Origin of the sequence: Methanobacterium aggregans, assembly GCF_017874455.1 — an archaeon.
Classification (GTDB): Archaea; Methanobacteriota; Methanobacteria; order Methanobacteriales; family Methanobacteriaceae; genus Methanobacterium_C; species Methanobacterium_C aggregans.
Genome location: NZ_JAGGLN010000006.1, coordinates 52,784 through 71,939 on the forward strand (window position 1 = coordinate 52,784; position 19,156 = coordinate 71,939).

The 19,156-nt window shown below is 38.0% G+C and carries 12 protein-coding genes and 1 tRNA gene; 1 reads left to right on the forward strand and 12 read right to left on the reverse strand.

Annotated elements, in window-relative coordinates:
• Nucleotides 1-297: 297 nt before the first annotated feature.
• The 8 genes from J2756_RS09670 to J2756_RS09705 form a co-directional block, all read right to left on the reverse strand.
• Nucleotides 298-1,485, reverse strand: a complete 1,188-nt coding sequence (locus J2756_RS09670) for a PD-(D/E)XK nuclease family protein (protein WP_209585117.1) — start codon at nucleotides 1,483-1,485, stop codon at nucleotides 298-300.
• Between the two features lie 42 nt (nucleotides 1,486-1,527).
• Entirely contained in the window at nucleotides 1,528-3,876 is a 2,349-nt protein-coding gene (locus tag J2756_RS09675; protein ID WP_209585118.1) for an ATP-dependent helicase, read from the reverse strand.
• Nucleotides 3,877-4,129: 253 nt separating this feature from the next.
• Nucleotides 4,130-4,212: transfer RNA gene (locus J2756_RS09680), tRNA-Leu, on the reverse strand.
• Between the two features lie 138 nt (nucleotides 4,213-4,350).
• The gene (locus J2756_RS09685; RefSeq protein ID WP_209585120.1) at nucleotides 4,351-7,035 is read right to left on the reverse strand and encodes an AAA family ATPase; all 2,685 of its coding nucleotides are present in this window, start codon (nucleotides 7,033-7,035) and stop codon (nucleotides 4,351-4,353) included.
• Nucleotides 7,032-8,189, reverse strand: coding sequence for a metallophosphoesterase family protein (locus J2756_RS09690; protein WP_209585123.1), 1,158 nt, complete (start codon nucleotides 8,187-8,189; stop codon nucleotides 7,032-7,034). Before J2756_RS09690 ends, J2756_RS09685 begins: the two co-directional genes overlap by 4 nt.
• A gap of 212 nt (nucleotides 8,190-8,401) precedes the next feature.
• Complete coding sequence (locus J2756_RS09695; RefSeq protein WP_245316026.1) at nucleotides 8,402-8,860, reverse strand: DUF6884 domain-containing protein; 459 nt, start codon at nucleotides 8,858-8,860, stop codon at nucleotides 8,402-8,404.
• 2 nt (nucleotides 8,861-8,862) lie between these two features.
• Nucleotides 8,863-10,743, reverse strand: coding sequence for a DUF2357 domain-containing protein (locus J2756_RS09700; protein WP_209585125.1), 1,881 nt, complete (start codon nucleotides 10,741-10,743; stop codon nucleotides 8,863-8,865).
• A 12-nt stretch (nucleotides 10,744-10,755) separates the two neighbouring features.
• The gene (locus J2756_RS09705; protein ID WP_209585127.1) at nucleotides 10,756-13,026 is read right to left on the reverse strand and encodes an MrcB family domain-containing protein; all 2,271 of its coding nucleotides are present in this window, start codon (nucleotides 13,024-13,026) and stop codon (nucleotides 10,756-10,758) included.
• A 105-nt stretch (nucleotides 13,027-13,131) separates the two neighbouring features.
• Here J2756_RS09705 and J2756_RS09710 point away from each other — a divergent pair, with 105 nt between their 5' ends.
• A complete protein-coding gene (locus J2756_RS09710) occupies nucleotides 13,132-13,683 on the forward strand; it encodes a hypothetical protein (RefSeq protein WP_209585129.1) in 552 nt (183 codons plus the stop codon).
• Nucleotides 13,684-13,739: 56 nt separating this feature from the next.
• Here J2756_RS09710 and J2756_RS11705 read toward each other — a convergent pair whose 3' ends face one another.
• From J2756_RS11705 to J2756_RS09730, 4 genes are all read right to left on the reverse strand, one after another.
• Nucleotides 13,740-14,465, reverse strand: a complete 726-nt coding sequence (locus J2756_RS11705) for a restriction endonuclease (protein WP_209585131.1) — start codon at nucleotides 14,463-14,465, stop codon at nucleotides 13,740-13,742.
• Nucleotides 14,466-14,561: 96 nt separating this feature from the next.
• On the reverse strand, nucleotides 14,562-14,738 hold the full coding sequence (locus J2756_RS09720; RefSeq protein ID WP_209585134.1) for a hypothetical protein: 177 nt from the start codon (nucleotides 14,736-14,738) through the stop codon (nucleotides 14,562-14,564).
• Nucleotides 14,739-14,753: 15 nt separating this feature from the next.
• On the reverse strand, nucleotides 14,754-16,262 hold the full coding sequence (locus J2756_RS09725) for a hypothetical protein (RefSeq protein WP_209585136.1): 1,509 nt from the start codon (nucleotides 16,260-16,262) through the stop codon (nucleotides 14,754-14,756).
• Entirely contained in the window at nucleotides 16,252-19,137 is a 2,886-nt protein-coding gene (locus J2756_RS09730; protein WP_209585138.1) for an AAA family ATPase, read from the reverse strand. The genes J2756_RS09725 and J2756_RS09730 overlap by 11 nt, the downstream gene beginning before the upstream one ends.
• Nucleotides 19,138-19,156: the final 19 nt, after the last annotated feature.

The window sequence follows — 19,156 nt, forward strand, 5'->3', positions numbered from 1 at the left end:
ATTACTCAAGGGGCATCTTAAAAAAATTTAGGAGATTTAATTTATAGTGCAAGGACAGGGACTCGAACCAGGGTAATTCTGATATGTTTAAAATTATCATCACAAAAAAAGGTTTAGAAACTCTCTTCCAGGGTAATTTCCTGTTTCACAGCTTCATTAACTATCCCTATCTGATCCTTCTTCACGTTGAACTTCTGGTGTGTAGGGGGGTATGTCCACATCCCAGTTGTAGTCCCAGAGCTCTAAGAACATCTGGATACGTTTAATCTTAAAATTATTTTATAAGTTTATTAAGTGTCACGGCACCGTGGGAAAAACCTTACCAGTTTTACTCTCCCTGCAGAAGGTTCTGAAGTCACAGGCATCACAGGTACGTTTTTCAGGGTTAGCCTTCCATGAAGCTTGTATTCCACGGCCATTGACTTCGGATATTACACTCTCCTCAATATCTGCCACAACGGAGTCGAATTCAGTCAGGGATCTCCTCTGGTTGTCGTAGTCAACAGGTATGATTCGCACTGAGCGGAGCTTTTTCAGGGAATCTGAGAGTGAAGGTGGTTTTTGATGAATGTTCCATTTCAGTATGTTCTCAAGGTCATCTGCGTAGGGTTTTATGTCTGTTTTACCCTCTTCAACATCCTTTTTAAGTTCCTTTAGGTCTTCCTTGAAGAGTGAGAGTTCGTTGAGGTAGAAGAGCATTCCAACGAGAACAGGCTGGGATTCAGGCTGCATGGACCGGAGCCAGCTGTAGGTTAAAACCTGCCAGTCATGATGATCCCACGAAGGAGAGGCCAGTGCAGGGCGCTTCATACCCTTGTAATCAACTATTATTTCGTATTCAGGTTTTTCAAGTTTTTCAAGCTTGTACTGGAATGCAGGGTTGTTGTGAAGGTACCTGATGATTAAATTGTTATCTGAGGCTTCGTCTATCTTAACTGAACTCAGAACATCGATAACACCGGTGATTCCATAGTAGTTGGAACGGCTTGCACCCTTCTCGTAACGGGGCATGTCCCGTATACCCTTTAGTTTAACCTCGGAGTCATCTATCAAAGGGAATAAATGCGGGCCCCATGTGTTTATGGCTGCCTCTGCACGTATACTTGCAGCGAGTTTGTGGGGATGGTCGTGGTCCTGGCAGAGGCCCAGACCCTCATCACCTTCATTGAATGGGCAGAAGAGGTTTGCAGGTGGTTGAAGCCCCCTTGAACGCATTCTCTTATCAATTTCCAGTTCAATATCCCTTATCTGGGTCTTCCAGTCCCATGGGAAGTCCTTCCAGTCCATCTCATTCCACCTGAGAAAGGCGTCCTCCATAACCCCGTGGATGAAGTTACCGAACCACAGCTGGATTGGCATGGAAGGTGGCAGGGTTCCCTTGTTCTGGTAGCGGTACTGCAGGCCGCAGGTAAGGTATGAGAGAAGGTCACCTGTTAAACTGTATTCAGGTATGATGTATGGTTTGTTTCGGGTTGAAAGGGTCATTGTTAACCACATTTTATTACATTTTTAAGGTTTTTATTTATTTTATATGTGTATGATGTTTTCAAGGCCTGGCCAGTGCCATGATCCGTCTCTGGTCCAGCCTGTGGCCACGTTTGGTATTTCCCTGTGTTCCTTCTTGGTATCGTAGCCTCCCTTGACAGGGTTTATCCCCACAAGGAGAAGCACATCCTGGGGTCGGCTGAATGCAACGAAGTAATGTCTTATGAGATCATCAAATGCCCTGTCCTCACCTTTTCTTCTGGAGCTTTCAAGGGGTGAGGAAACACGCAGTTCATCCTCAAGGTTGCAGGATTTACCACCCTCAACAGGGAATCGTTTGAAGGCGTTCTTGTGATGGTCAGTTCTGAAGTCTGAACCTACATCAACCACCACAAGTGGGAACTCCAAGCCCTTGGACTGATGTATGGACATGATGTTGATCCTGTTATCAGGCAGTGTTTCAAGGAGGTTCTCATCCACATCAATAGCACCAGTTGCAAGGGGGGTGAAAACATTCCAGTAAAGCTCCTTAATGGACTTTGCTTCCAGTTCTTCCTCAAATATGATCTCACCACCGAAGCTTGTGAAGAAGGATGTCTGGGCTATGGTACGTGTAACAGCCTCCAGGTAAACCAGTCCCTCAACATCATCCTGCATCTCGGGTATCCAGGTCACGAGCTTGTAGGCAAGCTCCAGAAGTGAAACATCATGCTTCCAGGTTTTACGTCCTTTAGGGGTTCTTGACCTCCAGGCATCCACGAAATCCCCAAGTGAAAATGGATTCAAAGGCTCAGGATTGGATTCAACATACTCCAACGCTGTTTTCCTCCATGAACCGAACCTGTGAACTGCTGATTTTGGAAGTTTCTCAATGGAATCCTGAACTTCACAGTCAGGGTCAATACATTCCAGTAACAGGCCACATAGTACGCTGGCCTCCCAGGTGCGCTCCAGATTCTGACCCCTGGGGTTGAAGACTGGAATACTTGGATTTAAACTCAACAAATCCTCCCGGAGGTAGTAGGGTAACCGTTTCTTTTTAAAGGCATTCACTTCAAGGGGAGAACTCAAAAGAATGGAAACATCAGTTGGAGAACCCTCAGTTTCATCACATCTTATCTCATAGTCCCTTCCATTGCACTGGAATTTGAAGCCGTCACTGTAAACAGCATTGTGTATGAATTTTGAGAGATCCTCTGAGAGTGTTTCCACATCATCCCTGAACATGCCCAGCACTGGGAAGTCACAGAAATCCCCAGCTCTTGCAGCTTCTATTGGAGGTTTACCCTCAACACGAACACCCTGAAAATCCTCATCCAGAACAGCAAACTCATTGCAGAAATCAACAATGGAACAGGTTGAACGGTAGTTCTTGGAGAGATTTATGAGTTTGGGTTCAACTTCAAGATGTTCCCGGCATCTTTCCTTGAAGTTGGTGAAGAGATCCACTGTGGCTCCCCTGAAACGGTATAGGGACTGGTCGTCATCTCCAACAACTGTGAAACTTCCTCCGTTGCAGGCCGCAGCATCTGCGAGTTTGAAGTATATCTGCTCCTGCAGAAGGTTGGTGTCCTGGTACTCATCCACCAGTACGAGCTTCAGGTTTTCAAGGAAGCTCTCAAGTTTCTTTTCATGGAGTTTGTCCAGGAAATCAGCTTCAAGGAGTGAGAAATCAAAGAGCATTCTCTCCTCAAATTCATGGATGTAATCTTCAATGGCCTGACAAGCCACCTTGATTCCAGGATCGTCCCCTCTGCTTTTGAACTCTTCCCAGAGGACCTGGTCATAGTAAACCCTGTCCTTGATTTCAAGGAGGAGTTTACTCATCTCAGCGGTGTTGAAACCGAACTTACCGCCCCTGATGTTGATGAGGTATTCCCTTAATGCTTCATTATGGTGCCTCTCATCTGTGAAGAGTCCCACCCTCATCATCATGGCCCTTGCAACGAAGTCCTCAACAACCACGGGTGGTGGAGAACCAGGATCCCTGTGATTCTTCAAAACCTCCTCACAGATACTGTCAAGGGTTCCAGTCACGATCTGGTTGAAGTCCAGATGCCTGAGACTCTTTTCAACATCACTGTTATCTGAAAGGAGTTCCTGGCGGATGATATCACCCCAGCTCAGGATCCTTGATCTAAGCTCTGCTGCAGCTTTACGTGTGAAGGTGGTTGCAAGTATGCTTCCAGGATTAACATCATCCACGTAGATGAACTTCAGGATCTTCAAAACCATAACAGTGGTTTTACCACTACCAGGACCTGCAACTATGAACTGAGATTCATTCTCAGGGGCTGAAATTGCCCTGTGCTGATCAGGGTTCATATCAGGACGGATGTCCCTTTTCAGGTTTTCTATAACTATTTTCTGGAACTGGGGGAAGCTTATCATGTTAATCCATTTTTCCACACTATTTTTTTCTAATAACGTGATGAGGTGTTTCTAAATCTTTGAACTTGACACCCCAAAGGTTACAATTTTGCTATTAAATGGTTTAACATTCCAGTTTAAATATGTAATGCTTAAAGGCGGAGGTTAAGCCTGAAAAATAGGATTAATGGATGGTTTATTATTTTAAAAAAAGTTTCTTTTAATCTTTGAAAATTAGTTATAAAAAATTTATATTTCTAATTAAAAGGTTAAGTGCGGGGTCAGGGACTCGAACCCTGGTAGGTCTGCACCAGCAGGTCTTGAGCCTGCCCCCTTTGGCCGCTCGGGTAACCCCGCCTGGAATATAATGTATTGAGATCTTTATGATTTAAAGTTATTTATTATCAACAAAACTTTTAGGAATACTTTAAAATAATATTTAAGAGGGAATTGAATAGGTTATAGCTCCATAGGCCCTCAAAAATTCTATTTTTCCTAAAGATTTTCCATGGATATAAAGGTTGCATCACTGAGTGAGTTGTACTTGTCAACATCACAGGTAACAACGAAGACCTGCATATCCCTGGCACTTTCCTCAAGCACCTCCAGGGCATGGTGCATCCTTAAGGGATCTGTGTTCACAAGGGGGTCGTCAAGTACCACCAGCTGCCTATCCTCTTTACTTAAAAGCCTTCCCAATGCAAGTCTGAATATGCACCATATCTGTTCCTGGGTACCAAATGAAAGTGCATCCAGTAATGCCTCAGCTTCACGACCTTCAGGTGTTACAGAACATGGTTTCAACTTATTATCAAACTCCAATGAGTACATGGGACCTAATATCTTCTCAAGATCATCTGTCACAAGTCTCTTTATTGGATCAGTTAGGGAAACGATGGTGTTTTCCTTGTAGTGCATGGTCAGATCGTAGAGAAGTTCAATGGCAGCTGCATCATTTTTCATATCTTCAAGGGTCTTCTCCTTCTCATTGATAGATTCCTCAAGGGTGTTCATGTCGGTGAAATCCTGGGTGAGGTTATTGAGGTCAGACTCCATACGGACATGTGAAAGTTCCAAATCCTTAACATCCTCTTCCAGTCTTCTTACCTTGTTTTCAGAGTTACTGTAATCTTTTGTGGGTTTTTCTTCCTTCTCCTCCATTTCATCCTGATAGATATTTAGTGTTCTCTCCTTTCTCTCAAGTTTCATGGAGATATCGTTCTGCTGGGCTTCAATGGAATCAACTGTAATTCCACCTTCCTCTAAACCTCTTAAACGTTCACTGTATTTTTCAATGAACTCTTCGTTACTTTTTACCCTGTTTTCCATCTGAGATATGTACTTGTCAGTTGCATTGTACTGATCTTGAAGCTCTTTCAGGTTAGATTGAAGTTTGCTCTCATTATCCTTAAGGAAGACTTCCTTCTCTTCGATTTTATTTATCTTTTCTGATAGTAACTTCGCAAGATCATTTTTGTTCCCATCCATGCAGTTCTTGAAGGGTGAATCATCTGGAATCTTACTCCAGTTAAGTTGGATCTTAGCTTCGAGTTCTGCAACATCCATCATGAGTGAATCCATACCACCTTTTTTAGCCAGATCCTTCTTGATTTGATCGATCCTAATTTTTAAACCCTTTTTAGTGTTTAAAAGTTCTCTCAAGGGTTCCAATTCTGTTTCATTGTAGGGTGCTGTTAAACTTGCACATTCTATTTCCATATCCTCAAGTTCAGATTTCAGGAGCTTAACATCCTCATTCCCACTTTTAATTTCAAAAACACCATTTTCCAGTTCTATTCTAACGGATTGATAGGCATTCCAGCTCCTATCTTCTCTGTCTAATGTGAATTTTTCCCCGTCAAGGTATATTGAACCCTCTAATCCTCCTGAAGCACGGATGTTCAGGCCAATAGCATCCAGCTTGGTCCTGGTGTCCCTTATACTGTTTTTCAGTCTTTCAATTTCATCCAGCTGGGATCTTGAAGGTGCATTGATGGATCTGTACTGTTCCTCCTTGGATTCAAGTTCCTCCTTAAGTCCATTCATTTCCTTAAGTATGGAACTTTTATCCTCAAGCTGAAGCTCCCTCAAAACTGTACTGTGCGCTATCCTCGCTGTTGTTTTTTCCTCTGAAAAATCTTCTATGGTTGATTTAATGTCTTCAACTTCTTCTTTAACCTGTTTTATACTAGATTCAGCTTTCAAGAGCTCTGATTTTCGTAATTTTTTCTCTTTTTCTAAGGAATCATTTTTAGATTCCAGATCATCTATCTCTTCACTTATATAGGTGATATCGTTGATCTTTTCCTTCAGGGTGTTGTAACGTGTGTTGAAATTTTCAACTTCTCCAACTAACCTTTCCCTTTCTTCTTTATGAGTTCGGGCTTCTTCAATGGTTTTTTGAAGATCTGAAAGTTCTTCACGTGCTTCATTTAAGCGTAAGGTCTTCTTTTTCTTCATGAACTCGTTGTCTTCAAGGTTACGCATGAGCTCATCCTTTCTGTGAAGTTTATCCCTGGATTTTTGGAGTTCTTCCTTTTCCTCTTTCAAGGATTCTTCTAACTTTAACAGGGGAGATTTTTTTCTATCCTTCCTTGTTGCTGTGTAGTACTCTGAAAATCTTTCATTCAGTACTTCAAGAATTCTCTTTTCTTCCCCAGACTCTATTGATGCACCGATCATACGCTGGAGGGATGAGAAGGTTTCACTGTTGAGTTCATCAATGATTATGGGTTCTCCCTGAACCATCCAGAGGCACTGGCTTACACCCCAGAACTGGGGTTTGGTATCACCTGTTCGAGGCAGCTCACCACCTGTGATACCTGCAACAGCCCTGTCTGCAGCATCCCCCTCAGATAAACGCTCCCAACCATTCGAGTTCCACTTCTCAAGGGCACTCATTGGCTGGATGAACCTTTTGGTTACCTTGTAACGGTCCCCATTATTTCTAAAGGTTACCATGGCCTGAGGTGCCAGCTGGGAATCGAAGGGGATGAGTGCTTTGATGTTTTTGGATCTGCTTGAGTGTTTGGAGAAGAGAATGGTTCTCAGGGATTCCATGAGGGTGGTTTTACCACTTTCATTGGGGCCGTGTATAACATTCAAACCATCCTGGAACTGGATCTCCACAGGGTCCCTGAACTTCTTCCAGTTCTCAAGGATTATATTTTCCACGATCATTGTGAAACCTCCTTAACCATCTGATAAAGCATTAAAGACGCTCTTTTAAGAACTTCTGGACTGGCGTTCTGCACACTCTCCATATCCCTGATGTCCCTGAAGATGGCTTCAGCATCCTCAGCTGATATGCCTGAAAGCTCCTGTGTCTTGGGATGATACTTCATAAGGGCCATCAAAGCCTGGAAGGTCTTTGGAACGTAGGAACCCTCGGGTATCATGGCCTGGAACTCCAGCATGTTCGGCTTCAAATAGAGATCATCCATGTTGAGGTTGAAAAAGAACAGATCATCTGCTTTGAAGTTTTCAAGGTAATCGAAGGAATCCTGACCAACAACACCCCTCAACTTAAGGTTCAAAACCAGATTTTCCTGGTTCTCTAAACTTGTTTCAAGGCTTTTTATATCATCTAAACCGTTGATCTTTGATTCCATCTGCTCCCATCTGAGCTTACCCACACGTGCTGGTTTTATCAATGGTTTTTCACCCCTCTCAAGGTCAACCATCACTGCATTACCACTGTTCTTCTCACCAAATTTGGTTGTTTCAGGAGTTCCCGGGTAAAGGGTTTTTTCTTCATACTGGAAGAGTGAATGCCATTCACCAAGTGCCAGGTAATCAAGATCTGCAGTATCAGCCCTCTTTGGATTGATTGGGAAGTTAGACTCATCTGTGAAACCTGGTATCTGGAGGTTTCCATGGGCAAGTCCAATTGAGATCTTGTTGTCCTCCCTTTCTATCCATGCTGTGGGATCCTCCTTGGACTGTTTCTGCTTCACAGGACATGGATAGAGTGTAACATCACCTGGAAGGTTCACGGGTTCAGCCTCCTTTAATATGTGGATGTTACCAGCTGCATCCCACACAGGGTTGTTGTAGGCTGAATCCCTTGTGAGTGGGTCATGGTTTCCAGGCAGTATGTAAACTGGTGTTCCAATACCTGATAGATTCTGGCATGTTTCATGGATCAAACTGGAATCAACTTCGTTGCCATCGAATAAGTCCCCAGCCACCAGTATAAAATCAACATCCTCTCCACTTTCCAACAACCTTCGAACAGTTTCCATCCGAATTTCACGTGCCAGGTCAGCTTTACCCCCTAACCTGGAGTACTTAATTCCCAAATGCCAATCTGCAGTGTGTAAAAACCTCACCATATCTATGAATCCTCCCTTTTGAAAGTTTCATGTTATTATTATTGCTGTTTGCAGATTGTATTAACTGTTATTTAATGGTTATTATTTGAGTTTGGGAGGTTTGTAAATCTGAGGAAGGAGTTAAATTGGTTAATATTTCTAGATTGAATATTTAAAGAAATAAAATTAAAAAATAAGTTAAATCAATACGTTATTTATTTAAATATAAAATTTTATAAAGGAACACCTTTTTTAATAGCTTCATTAAGCTCTTGCATCATGAAACCCATTCCTTTACATTTACTGAGTGGATTGTAAATATTTTTATCTGTAAAAATATCATTAACCATCTTAGTATAGTTCTTACCACCTAAAACAACAATATCCTCATATTTATAGAGTTTTTGTGTTGAATCAGCAGCCTTTAATTCATCAATACTTATGGGATTGGATTTTTTGTTGTTGAAACTCACGTTGTAGGGTTCAGGTACGATATCATCTGGAAAGAGAAAGCCATACTTGGCTGAAAGTATGCACCAAGATTCTGGATAAAACTTCTCAGCATATTCACGACATTTACCTGCAAAGGACCCAATGTAAACATGTTTAGCCATTGTTGGTCCAGTTTCTGGTTCTTTATCCCAAATCTTTTTACTTCCACAGGGCACTACACAAATCGTGTTCTCACTCATAGTTACCTCTCCAAAATATTTTTTAAAATAGCTTTTATGAATAAAAGTAGATTCTCCTCTTCAACACCATCCTTACCTGGAGTTAGAGGGAAAGCACCAACAGAAGGAATTGGCTTGGAGGAGATCTCATGAAATATCCTTTCCTCATCTCCAGGGTACAAAACGTAGGCACCCTCAGTGAACAGTATGGCATCCTTGTAGGTGTGCATCTTGTAAACATCTCCATACTTATACTTACGTGAGATCTGTTCCTCAGCATCCCTCTCATTTACCAGCTCTTCTTCAGCATCATAAATTTCATCTGAGGGAAGGTTTGAGCCAATTTTCTCATAAAAATCAAGAACCCTACCCTCAGACTTGTACTTGGCATCGAAATGAACGAAATAAGTTTCACCCTCAAATTCTATGAAGATAGTATAATCTGGCCTAAAAGGTAATGAATAAGATTTATATTTGGTGTTTTGAGAGAATAGACGATTGTACATGAGATTCAATGTTATTTCCCTATCATTGAATTTGATGTTAAATTTTTGAAGAGAATCACGACCCCTTTTAACTTTTATGGACCATTTATCCTTACTGATCTTGTAGATATCAGTGTAAACCAATTTTTGGTTACTTAACTTGTTTAAAACTTTTATAAGCTTGAAGTAACACCAGTACTCATAGAGTTCACTTAATTTACGCTCATATCCCTTGATACGATCCTCTACCTCGTCCCACTGGAGTCTGAAGGAAAATTCGAATTGGATGAAGTACTTAAATATGTCTCTGTAACCTTCCCTTTTCTGTATAACCTGTGAATTTAGGGGTAAATAGTTGAGTTTACCAACATTTCTCACCCATTTTTCAGATAAATAATCCTGAACTATTCTCTGATACTTGTAAAGCTCATCAAGAACGTAACCCTCATCTTTAAGCTCTAAAAGTTGTTTTATAAGATCTTCTATCAGTTTGTCCAGTAACTCCAAGAAGTACTTGAGAAAACGATTCTCAGAAGTGTCTATGGTTTCATGATGGTACCTTTGGGTTATTGTATCAGGAACGTATCCTTTTAAACTACTTGGCCAATCCTTGGGTGTATCATCAGATTTGAAAAGGTGCTCTGGTCTTGATATAACATCCAACATCTCTGAAGGTCCTAAATTTGATGCAAAACTTGCAGGAACAACCTCCACGTAGCTTTCCAAGAGACTGTACATGTTCCTTTTTATGTACTCGTAGGCTGTAGGAAGGTTTTCAAGTCTGAACAAATATTCCAAGAACATGAAATCTTCATACAATGTTTCTTTAGGTTTTCTGTGAAATTCAAGGTATTGGGCTAGAGGAGAATCCATCTCGTAGATCATGCCAGAGGCAACTTCAGATAGATCCCCAATCATGGCAGGGTAATGATCCAGGTAACCTATCTTCTTGGACCGAACCTCAAAGGGACAGGGAACAGATTCAACACCACCCATCTCAACATCGAAGAAGGACTTTCCAACGTAACTGTGAAAATTGAGAATCCCAGCACACTTGTAACTCTCATCAGAACTGATCTTGAACCTTAATTCCTCAAAGATTTTGGCTTTACCCTGTTGAATTGTCTTTAAAACTTTGGGTTCATCTTCAAATGGGATTTGGGTTTCAAATAATACTTGATACTTGGTTTCTTCAAGGAGCATTAACTTAGAAAGATCATTTAGTTCGTTGTTGGAGTGGTACTGAATGGGTGTTTCATCGTCTGGTTTTTCAACTAGGGGAACATTCTCAAGGGTTAAAAATCCCTTTTTAAAGGTTTCTCCATTTTTTAAACCATTTGTAATGGCACTTATAGTTAAAAGACCTAATTCATTCCCTTTTTTATCCTGAAGATGTATAAGAACTCTCTGTTCCACCATTAAAAAAGTCCCCTAATTTATGAATGAAACATATCTCTGCTCGTAGAGTACCTTATCCATCTCCTGGATCTTCAAGGCAGATGAAAGATATTTCACGTTTTTATCTGATTTCAGATCTCCGAAGTAACGGGGTGAAGGTTCCACAGCCTCGGTGTAACAGAGTTCAAAGAGCTCCATTAAAACATTCTCAAGAACCCTCTGGGACCCATGTAACTTAGGTAACATCTTCTGTTTGATCTGAGCATCGAAGTAACGCATCCAATTATCCCAAATCTCTGGGCCGCCCTCGTAAATCCAAGCAACGTACATGAAACGTAATATCTCATCGATTACCCTGAAACCAAAATCAAAACCTGCCTTTCCAAGGACTTCCTGGAAGTTGTTGACTTCATCTGCCAGTACATCCCAAAGGTAGTCTCCTCCCTCAATTTTAACATCCTCTAACTCTTCTTTTAATTGTGAGAGTTTACAATCTCTGATTTCAAGGTTAGAGAGTGGATCTTCAAGGTACTCTGTGTTACCTGTTAACTGGTATTTTCCATAATCATTCAACATGTAACTTTTAGCAGGGGAAGTTGAAAATTCGATGGTGTTCGCCCTATCCAAAACCTTAGGACTGAACATGTAGGTTGTTTCATCCACGTTAACCGTACCAACCACTAATAAGTTACCCGGTATTTTCAGTTCATTGGGAACGTTATTATCCTCGTTTGAATGTAATGGTATGGCCTCTTGACTTTCCATGGATGATAAAAAGTCAGCGAAGTATCTTTCAACATGTGAAAGGTTCATCTCATCCAGAATTAGGAAATGTGGAATTTGGGAGTTCTTTGAAGCTTCTGTGATTAAGGTTAGGGCTGTGGTTTCTTGGTAGTTCTTGGTGATGATGTTGTAGAAACCAAGTAAGTGTCTGTTTTCAGTCCAGTTTGCACCTACAGGGACGATATTGTAGTTTGAGAGCTGATATCTGGCAAAAAGTTGAGCTAACTTAGTTTTACCAGTACCAGAGTTACCAGTTAAAATAACGAATGGTTTCACCTTCAAAGATAATAAGAAGTTTTCAACTATCTTTGGATCGAAGAAGTAACCTGATTCAACTAAAAATTCATAGAATGATGCGGATGGGAGCTTTTCAGATCCATTGTCTTCATTAGATATGTTTTCTCCGATTTTGGACCCATTTTTCATTCTATCGATCATCAAAATAAAATCTCTGACTTTTTCAGGTAGCATAGGATCATCCAATCTACCAATTACAACAACGTCACTTTTTTTATCTCCATCTTGAACTGAAGTCCATTCTCCTTCATAATTTTTTTCAAAAAACGCCTTAGAAAAGTTTCCACCGAGTTTACCTCTATGAATCACGTAGATATTTCCTGATTCATCATTTGCAAAGGCTCCTGCTACCGATCTTCTAATTCCAGTTAGTGGGAAATTTATTTCACATATAATTGTATGCCCTGAATCTTCTTCAGGTTCTTCGACTCCAAAACCATTCCAATACCTACTCGTTTCAATCTTTCTTGAACATAACCAAATCCCAAGTTTGTTTGACCAATAGAAATTTCCTTCTTCCTGGCCGCCTTGAAAACCAGCTTTACCACTAACAATTTTATCAGCAGCGTTTTTGAAAATTTCAACAAATTTCTTTTGACTTTCTGCTATTTCACTTTCATTTTCGATTATTTTCAGAGGTTCATCTTCTGAAACGAGTAAATCGTACATATTTAAAACTTCTTTTAAGTCTGATTCAAGCTTTTCTTCTGATGGTAAATTGTTTAAACTGTAATATTTTGCATAGATGTTACCTGCTTCGTAGAAAGGTGCATTTGGGGAATTTTCCACTTCTAAGTCTATTGATTCTAAAAAATTATCAGATACTTGTATTAAACCATTTAATTTGTCCCTAAAATTTTTTGATTTTGTATTTAAAATTTCATTAGCCCTTCTATTTCCATATTTGTTCTTTAAATCAGTAGCACCTTGATTGAGTGAAAGATAAACACCACTCATATCTTCTTTAAACAAATAAACAGGATAAAATCCTGATTGAGCGCTTGTGGTTATTCTTTTATCAAATATTGCAACCCAGGGGGAGTATGTCCAATTACCCTGACCTGCTGAACCAGTTATTTTGTACTTGTTGGGTTCATCTATAATTTTCTTAAGGTCCTTTGGAAAATTAGTTCTTAATGCGGTTGCTATGGGATTTCCAGTGAAATTTTCATTCATAGCCCTTTTATAATTATTCAAAACCTGTTCAATATCTTCCTTTAACATAAAACGCCCCTTCAAGATTAAAATCAACTTATGTATAAAACTAATTCATTATTAATTACTTAAAACTTTTTATAATCTGAAATAAAAAGTAGATCTGTGATAGAAATGGTGAAAACTGAAGAATTTGTCAATCAGATCTATGGTGTTATATCAGAAACCTTCAAAACAGAAACGATCCATCTAAAGGGAAATAATGGGGTTAACAACATAGTTTTGTTCGATGAACCTGAATTGATCCCTGGAGAAAAGAGTAGGTACAGAATAGCTTATCCTACCATGGCAGTTTTTAATGGCGAGAAATTGATTTTGATCATTGAGGCAATTAGCAAAGCACCTACACCACCTAAAGAAATCGTTGGACCAATTCCAGTGTGCATGATAACCAGAAAAATCATCATCAACAAGAAAAATGGACAAAACTTGGAGTACTCTTTGGCAGATAAAGATTCTAAGTTCCTGCTTTTAGTTGTAGTTCCAGATCAAGGTGAAGGTAGTCCAAAGAGTGATCAAATCTCAGATCTGAATGAGAAATTCAAAGGAGTTTTAGATTTGGATAGTGAATATTCAAACCTTGAGGATTTTGCTATATGCGAGATCAGTGATATTGATTCGGTTTTGAACAAACTTTTGTTGGATAATAATGAAAATATCCAATAATCTTGTGTTTAAACACTATTAAGACTATAAAAATAATAAAATCGGATTAATCAACATCAAACTGGCCAATAAATCTTGGTTAATGGAATTAAAGTCCGAGCCTCTGAATCAAAGTTATCGTAGTACTGTAAAATTAATTTAACCAGTAGATCTAGGTCAACCAAGGTTAATGGAATGTTAGATCTGTCTGCTTCGTATCGGGCATCCTTCGAGAAGCCTCCGGTTGATACGTACAATCCCTTATCACCCTCTCTTAATCCGCCACTAAAGCTTCTTATTTCCCTTGAACCCATTGATCCATTTCTATGCTTTACTTCAACCACTATTCTTGGTTCCTCTAGGCCTAAACCATCGGGAGATGCTATTATGTCCCTACCCCTGTCTGGGCCTTTAGCAGATACAATTGTTTTGTAACCCATACCTCGCAATAAACCTGCAACTAACTCCTGCATTTCATCCCAATCCAATTTAACAACCTTATCCTGAATAAACTCCTGGGACCTGGAAATTACATCATCTTTTAAGAGATCACTTTCTTCAGAATCTTCTTCAACAGCCTCGGAAACCTTTTTACCCTTTAACAGGTTTAATATCTCCTTTGAAGCCTCATTGTTTATCTCAAAAAGAGTTGAAATAGCTCCCAGTGTGTTCTTTGTGGAAGTTGAGAGATCGTCTCTGTTCACTTCTCCTTTCCATTCAACCTTCCTAACATCACCATATTCTCCTGGTTTTTCTTCACAGAAGTTGGGTTCATAGATGTAATCTGAACTTATTTCCCCCACGAGGTAAACCCTTTCATCGGTATTGTAGGAAATAACAATATCACCTATTTTAATGTCAAAGCGGAATTTACTGATTTGAGAGGATACTATACTTATCTAACCCTTACTTTTTTCTGGAAATCTTTCTTTAATCTTAGTTTTTATGGAACTCGGAGTTTCAACATTGGATAAATCTCCTATTTTCCATCCAATTGCAACTGCACTTTTATCTTTAAATTTATCAATTAAAAATCCGCCTTCACCTGCTCTTACCATCCACATTTTCTTAGACATGTTATCATCTTACTCTTAAAATTCCATTATTTTGTCAAAATTTTGTTCAAACATATTTACTGGGGTTATATTTATGTAATTTTCATTTTCTATGGGTGGTGTTTTAACAAAACTCATATTACCCGGATAAACAAGTAATCCCTCCACATCATACCCCTTAAAAAGAGGAGACCCTTTCAAATCTTCTAAATAACTTAGTACCTTGTACAAAGATTCTAATTTTGGAATATAGCTTTCTTTTAGTGTAAATTTAACATCTCCAATAAAAGCTTTTTTTACATTATCAGATTCTATCATTATGGTTATATCAGGTTTTATCATAGTGTTTAAGCCTGAATCACTTATTTCACTTATCAATCCGCCATAATATGTGGAGTGTGTTCTGGCATCTAATTTTATTTCCCATATCACATTCGCAACCACGTCATTTTTTCTAAGTTTTAAACACATTTTTGCAGATATTAAATTAAATGAACCTGTCTCCACTTCCTCAAGTACGAAACCATTTTTTTCAAAGTTTTCACAGATCTTAGCAATTGACCATATTTCATAGATGGTGTAAAATTCATTCAAAGCCATTTCAACGCCTTTATCTAAACTTAAGGCTGCAATAAAGTTTATATAAATAATTATGTCCTTAACTACTCTGAAAACATTGTAAATATCCACATAAAACTTGTTGTTTTGTGAAAGTAATTTTTGTTTTATCTGTGAATCATCCAGAACTTCTAAAGTAAAAAAAGACCAGAGATCATATTTATTCATCAAAGAATCGCTGCTACGAAAAATATGATTGACCCTTTCTTTAAGTTGCTTATCTGTACCTAATTTTTCTTCAATGAGCTTAGATGCATATTTCATGTAGTATGCAGATTGAAACATCATCTGATTCAGTAATGTTTCATGTGTGTGATACTTTTTAGTGTACAGGTTGTAGGGTGATGTGTTGATTAAGGAGGATAAAACTAAATTTGAACCATTGTAATCCTGCTTAATGTTGATTTCTTTGTGTATTGGGCCGTTGTGATACAATTGGAGTAGTGAATTTTCCAGTAGTTTGACGTTGTGATTCAGGAGATTGACTAAAAATTCATAGGATATGGGAAAGTTATCCAAAAATTGATATGAAAAATTATCAATGGATTTTAGATCCCTTCGCATAACTTTAACAACATAACTTAAAAAGGAATTTACGTCGTCAAAGACTTTATTTGACACGTAACTGTAAACATCTTCTGGAGTTTCCTTGCCATTGGAAAGTTTCCAAGGGGCTACACGTATTTTTTCAATTATTTCATTATCGTATTCTATTATTATATCTCCAAATGTGTCATACAAATCTTTAGAAAGTTTTTTATCATTTCCAGAAATTCTGAGATATATCTTTCCTTTGTCAAGGAGTTCCTTGGCGTTAAGTCCATTGATACGTATCTTTTCTACGTCATCTAAACTATCAATCTTTATAAGGCAATGATTCAAAGTTACGTCGTTATCCCAGTAATATTTGTAACTATCAGATTCCATTGATATCACTGGTACCAAAGTTTAAACTTTCCAATTTCCTCATGGAATGTTCCATGCCATAGTTCTCTAAAATTCCTCTGATGGTTGAGAAGTTAAGATCGTTCTCAAAGAATGGAACCATGATGGATGAAATAGATAAATCTGCAGCTTCTTCTTCAAAGTACGATGAAAATAACAAAGTTTCTTTAAGAATACCAATTCCTAAAGGTTTTATTTGGTTTAGATCTATAAAAACGTTTATTATTTTATTTGCAGCTTCTGAGTCTCCTTCATACTTGCAGATATCCATAAATTCCCTTCTAAATTCTGGTGAGATATCCAAATCATTTAGAAGCTGGTGGTTTGTTGTTATCTCAACGAAGGTGAACCTTCTTTTAAGGGCATCTCCCAACTTAAATAGAAACGTTTTATCGTAGACATTAAGTGTTCCCACTACTCGGAAATCTGTTAATCTCTTTTTTAATTCCTCTAAATCAAATTCTTCATCTATTTCCCTTTTTAGAATTTCTCTTATCTGTTTGACATCATCAACACGATGTTCCTTTTCTAAATAAGTGAAAAATATACCTAAAGCAGTGTCAATTTGAGTTCTGTTTATCTCATCTAAGATCAACACTTTTCCAGACAACAGTGCATCTAAAAGGAACCTTCTCTCCTTGGAATAAATTAAATTACCTTCATCTGTGACTTGAGGAACAATTCTGCAAACTAAATCGTAATAATCAGTACCAGAATGAACAGTGTACAATGAATAAGCATTCTTCTCAAGATATTTTTCACTTAAGATCTTAGATAAAACTGTTTTTCCAGAGCCTGGAGGGCCATAAAATATTACATTTCTACCCCTTTTAAGTTCTCCCAGGGCGATCTGCATTTCTTGATTGTAATTAGTTTCTAAAAATTTTAAAAACTTGTTTTCTGGTTCATGATGACAACCGATTTTCAACCATTTATCAAATTTTTCTTGATCAAGGGCATAGTTACCTAGTTTAGCACTGCACATCCAATGGGAGAAAGCGTCAAATAACTCAAAAGTTAATTCTGGGATTTCATCTGATAAACGTTCAACCAATCCTTTCAGTTTATCATTGTTATTAATATAATCTGTTAGTTCACCAGTTATCTTATCATCAGTACCTAGGATCTTCATTAGGAAGTTGAATGTTGTAACTGTCTTTCTATTTATGAACCAATACTCTGGATCCAGGTAATACAAAACAGGGGTCAACATTGCGGACTGGAAACCTTTTTTGTATGGGCCATTTTTGAATTTTTGGATCAGCTGTTTTTTTACTTCTTTATCATCTGTCTCAAGCAAATTACTTATTAATTCATAGATTGCCAGTGTTAATTCGGGCAAATCTTCTTTTTTATAACCAAAGGCCCTAATATCACTTACTGCTGCAGGAGCGATAGATGGTTCTTTAATGGGCAATAAATAATTGATCAGAGGATCATTTAAATTGTATGCTGTGTTTTTATCCTTCTTTAATGTTTCAAAGCACTTTTTAACTTTGGCACGTTCAAGCCTATATTTTTCTGTATGTTCTTGTCCTTCTTCAGTAACTAAATAGGTGTCTTGGAATTCATTGAACAATGTTTTTATTATTTCAATGGATTTAATTCCAGTATCCTTTGAATTTTTATTATTCTCCATAAAGTCAAATATATCTTTATAATAATCCGATTTTTTAATGTAGGCTTCTTTGATTTTATTCCACTTTATTTCCTTAAGTTCTGTTACAGTTTTTCTATCAAAGAAGTTTTCTTCATCTACATCCAATTCATCAGTTATTAACCAGTTAACTTTTCTAAAATGGAAATATTCCTCATCTGGATCGATTTTAAGTTTTTCTGCTTCTTCTGGACTTATATAATCACTTTCAATTATGCCTATGCTCAAAATTCCTTTATAACCAGCATTTGCAACAACTATATCCCCTTTACTTATCACTTTTCCAAAATTCCATATCATAAAACCGTTAATTCCAGCTCCCTCGGGATACCACTCTGCAAATTTGTCCTTAACCTCTTGTAATGATTCAAACTTTGAATAATCCATTTTTACAAATTCAGGACATCCAAACCATCCCACTCCAATATAACCCCTTTCTTTAAGAGTTCCCCATATTTGGTTCCTTTTTTCATAGTTTCCCGGAGTTATTTTCCAGATTCTTTGGTTCATTTGGATTTTATTTTCAAGTTCATCCTTAAAAATTTCAGAATCTGAATATTCTAACGGAGGTAAAAATTTGTACAAGAAATGCATAAAGCAGACAGTATCCATTTCAACTTTTATATGTTCTTCCTTGAATTTTAGGATAATATCATTCAAATACTCGAATTTCTGTCCAAGTGAAAGGTTCTCATAAGACTTGTTAAACTTATTTGAATTGAAATCTTCATTTATTAAACTTGCAAAGTACTCCAGATGTTTGGTTTTATATATTGGTAAAATTTTAGTGGGATTGTAACAGAATATTATTTTCTTTGCTATATTTTTATCTTCACCAAAAAATTTTATATCCTCCCAAGGTGCATCAACCTTTTCTGCTATGGAAAAAGAATCATCAACCACAATTTTGAGGAGTTTTTTGAAGGAATTTAAATCATTCCGGGCATTTTCAGCATATCTAGCACTCCCACATCTTAAAAGACCAAAATCTTTCAATCCAAACTCTATGAAATACAAAAAATAAGGCTTTTTACCAGGATTGTAAATAATTTCAGGAGTAATGGAATCGATCGTCTCGGGGTGTTCTTTATATGGATATAAACTGAGAAATTCTTCGTAGTATCCTCTTGAATCTTTAAAATCTTCTTCAAATTCTTTTTTAAAATTTTCAGCTTTTGAATTGAGTTCTGTTATATCCATATTTCCCCACCAATTGCAA

What these genes read in the sequence shown, in the direction of transcription:
- J2756_RS09670 (WP_209585117.1), bottom strand. Translation starts at nt 1,485, where the DNA reads ATGACCCTTTCAACCCGAAACAAACCATACATCATACCTGAATACAGT.
- J2756_RS09675 (WP_209585118.1), bottom strand. Translation starts at nt 3,876, where the DNA reads ATGATAAGCTTCCCCCAGTTCCAGAAAATAGTTATAGAAAACCTGAAA.
- J2756_RS09685 (WP_209585120.1), bottom strand. Translation starts at nt 7,035, where the DNA reads ATGATCGTGGAAAATATAATCCTTGAGAACTGGAAGAAGTTCAGGGAC.
- J2756_RS09690 (WP_209585123.1), bottom strand. Translation starts at nt 8,189, where the DNA reads ATGGTGAGGTTTTTACACACTGCAGATTGGCATTTGGGAATTAAGTAC.
- J2756_RS09695 (WP_245316026.1), bottom strand. Translation starts at nt 8,860, where the DNA reads ATGAGTGAGAACACGATTTGTGTAGTGCCCTGTGGAAGTAAAAAGATT.
- J2756_RS09700 (WP_209585125.1), bottom strand. Translation starts at nt 10,743, where the DNA reads ATGGTGGAACAGAGAGTTCTTATACATCTTCAGGATAAAAAAGGGAAT.
- J2756_RS09705 (WP_209585127.1), bottom strand. Translation starts at nt 13,026, where the DNA reads ATGTTAAAGGAAGATATTGAACAGGTTTTGAATAATTATAAAAGGGCT.
- J2756_RS09710 (WP_209585129.1), top strand. Translation starts at nt 13,132, where the DNA reads ATGGTGAAAACTGAAGAATTTGTCAATCAGATCTATGGTGTTATATCA.
- J2756_RS09720 (WP_209585134.1), bottom strand. Translation starts at nt 14,738, where the DNA reads ATGTCTAAGAAAATGTGGATGGTAAGAGCAGGTGAAGGCGGATTTTTA.
- J2756_RS09725 (WP_209585136.1), bottom strand. Translation starts at nt 16,262, where the DNA reads ATGGAATCTGATAGTTACAAATATTACTGGGATAACGACGTAACTTTG.
- J2756_RS09730 (WP_209585138.1), bottom strand. Translation starts at nt 19,137, where the DNA reads ATGGATATAACAGAACTCAATTCAAAAGCTGAAAATTTTAAAAAAGAA.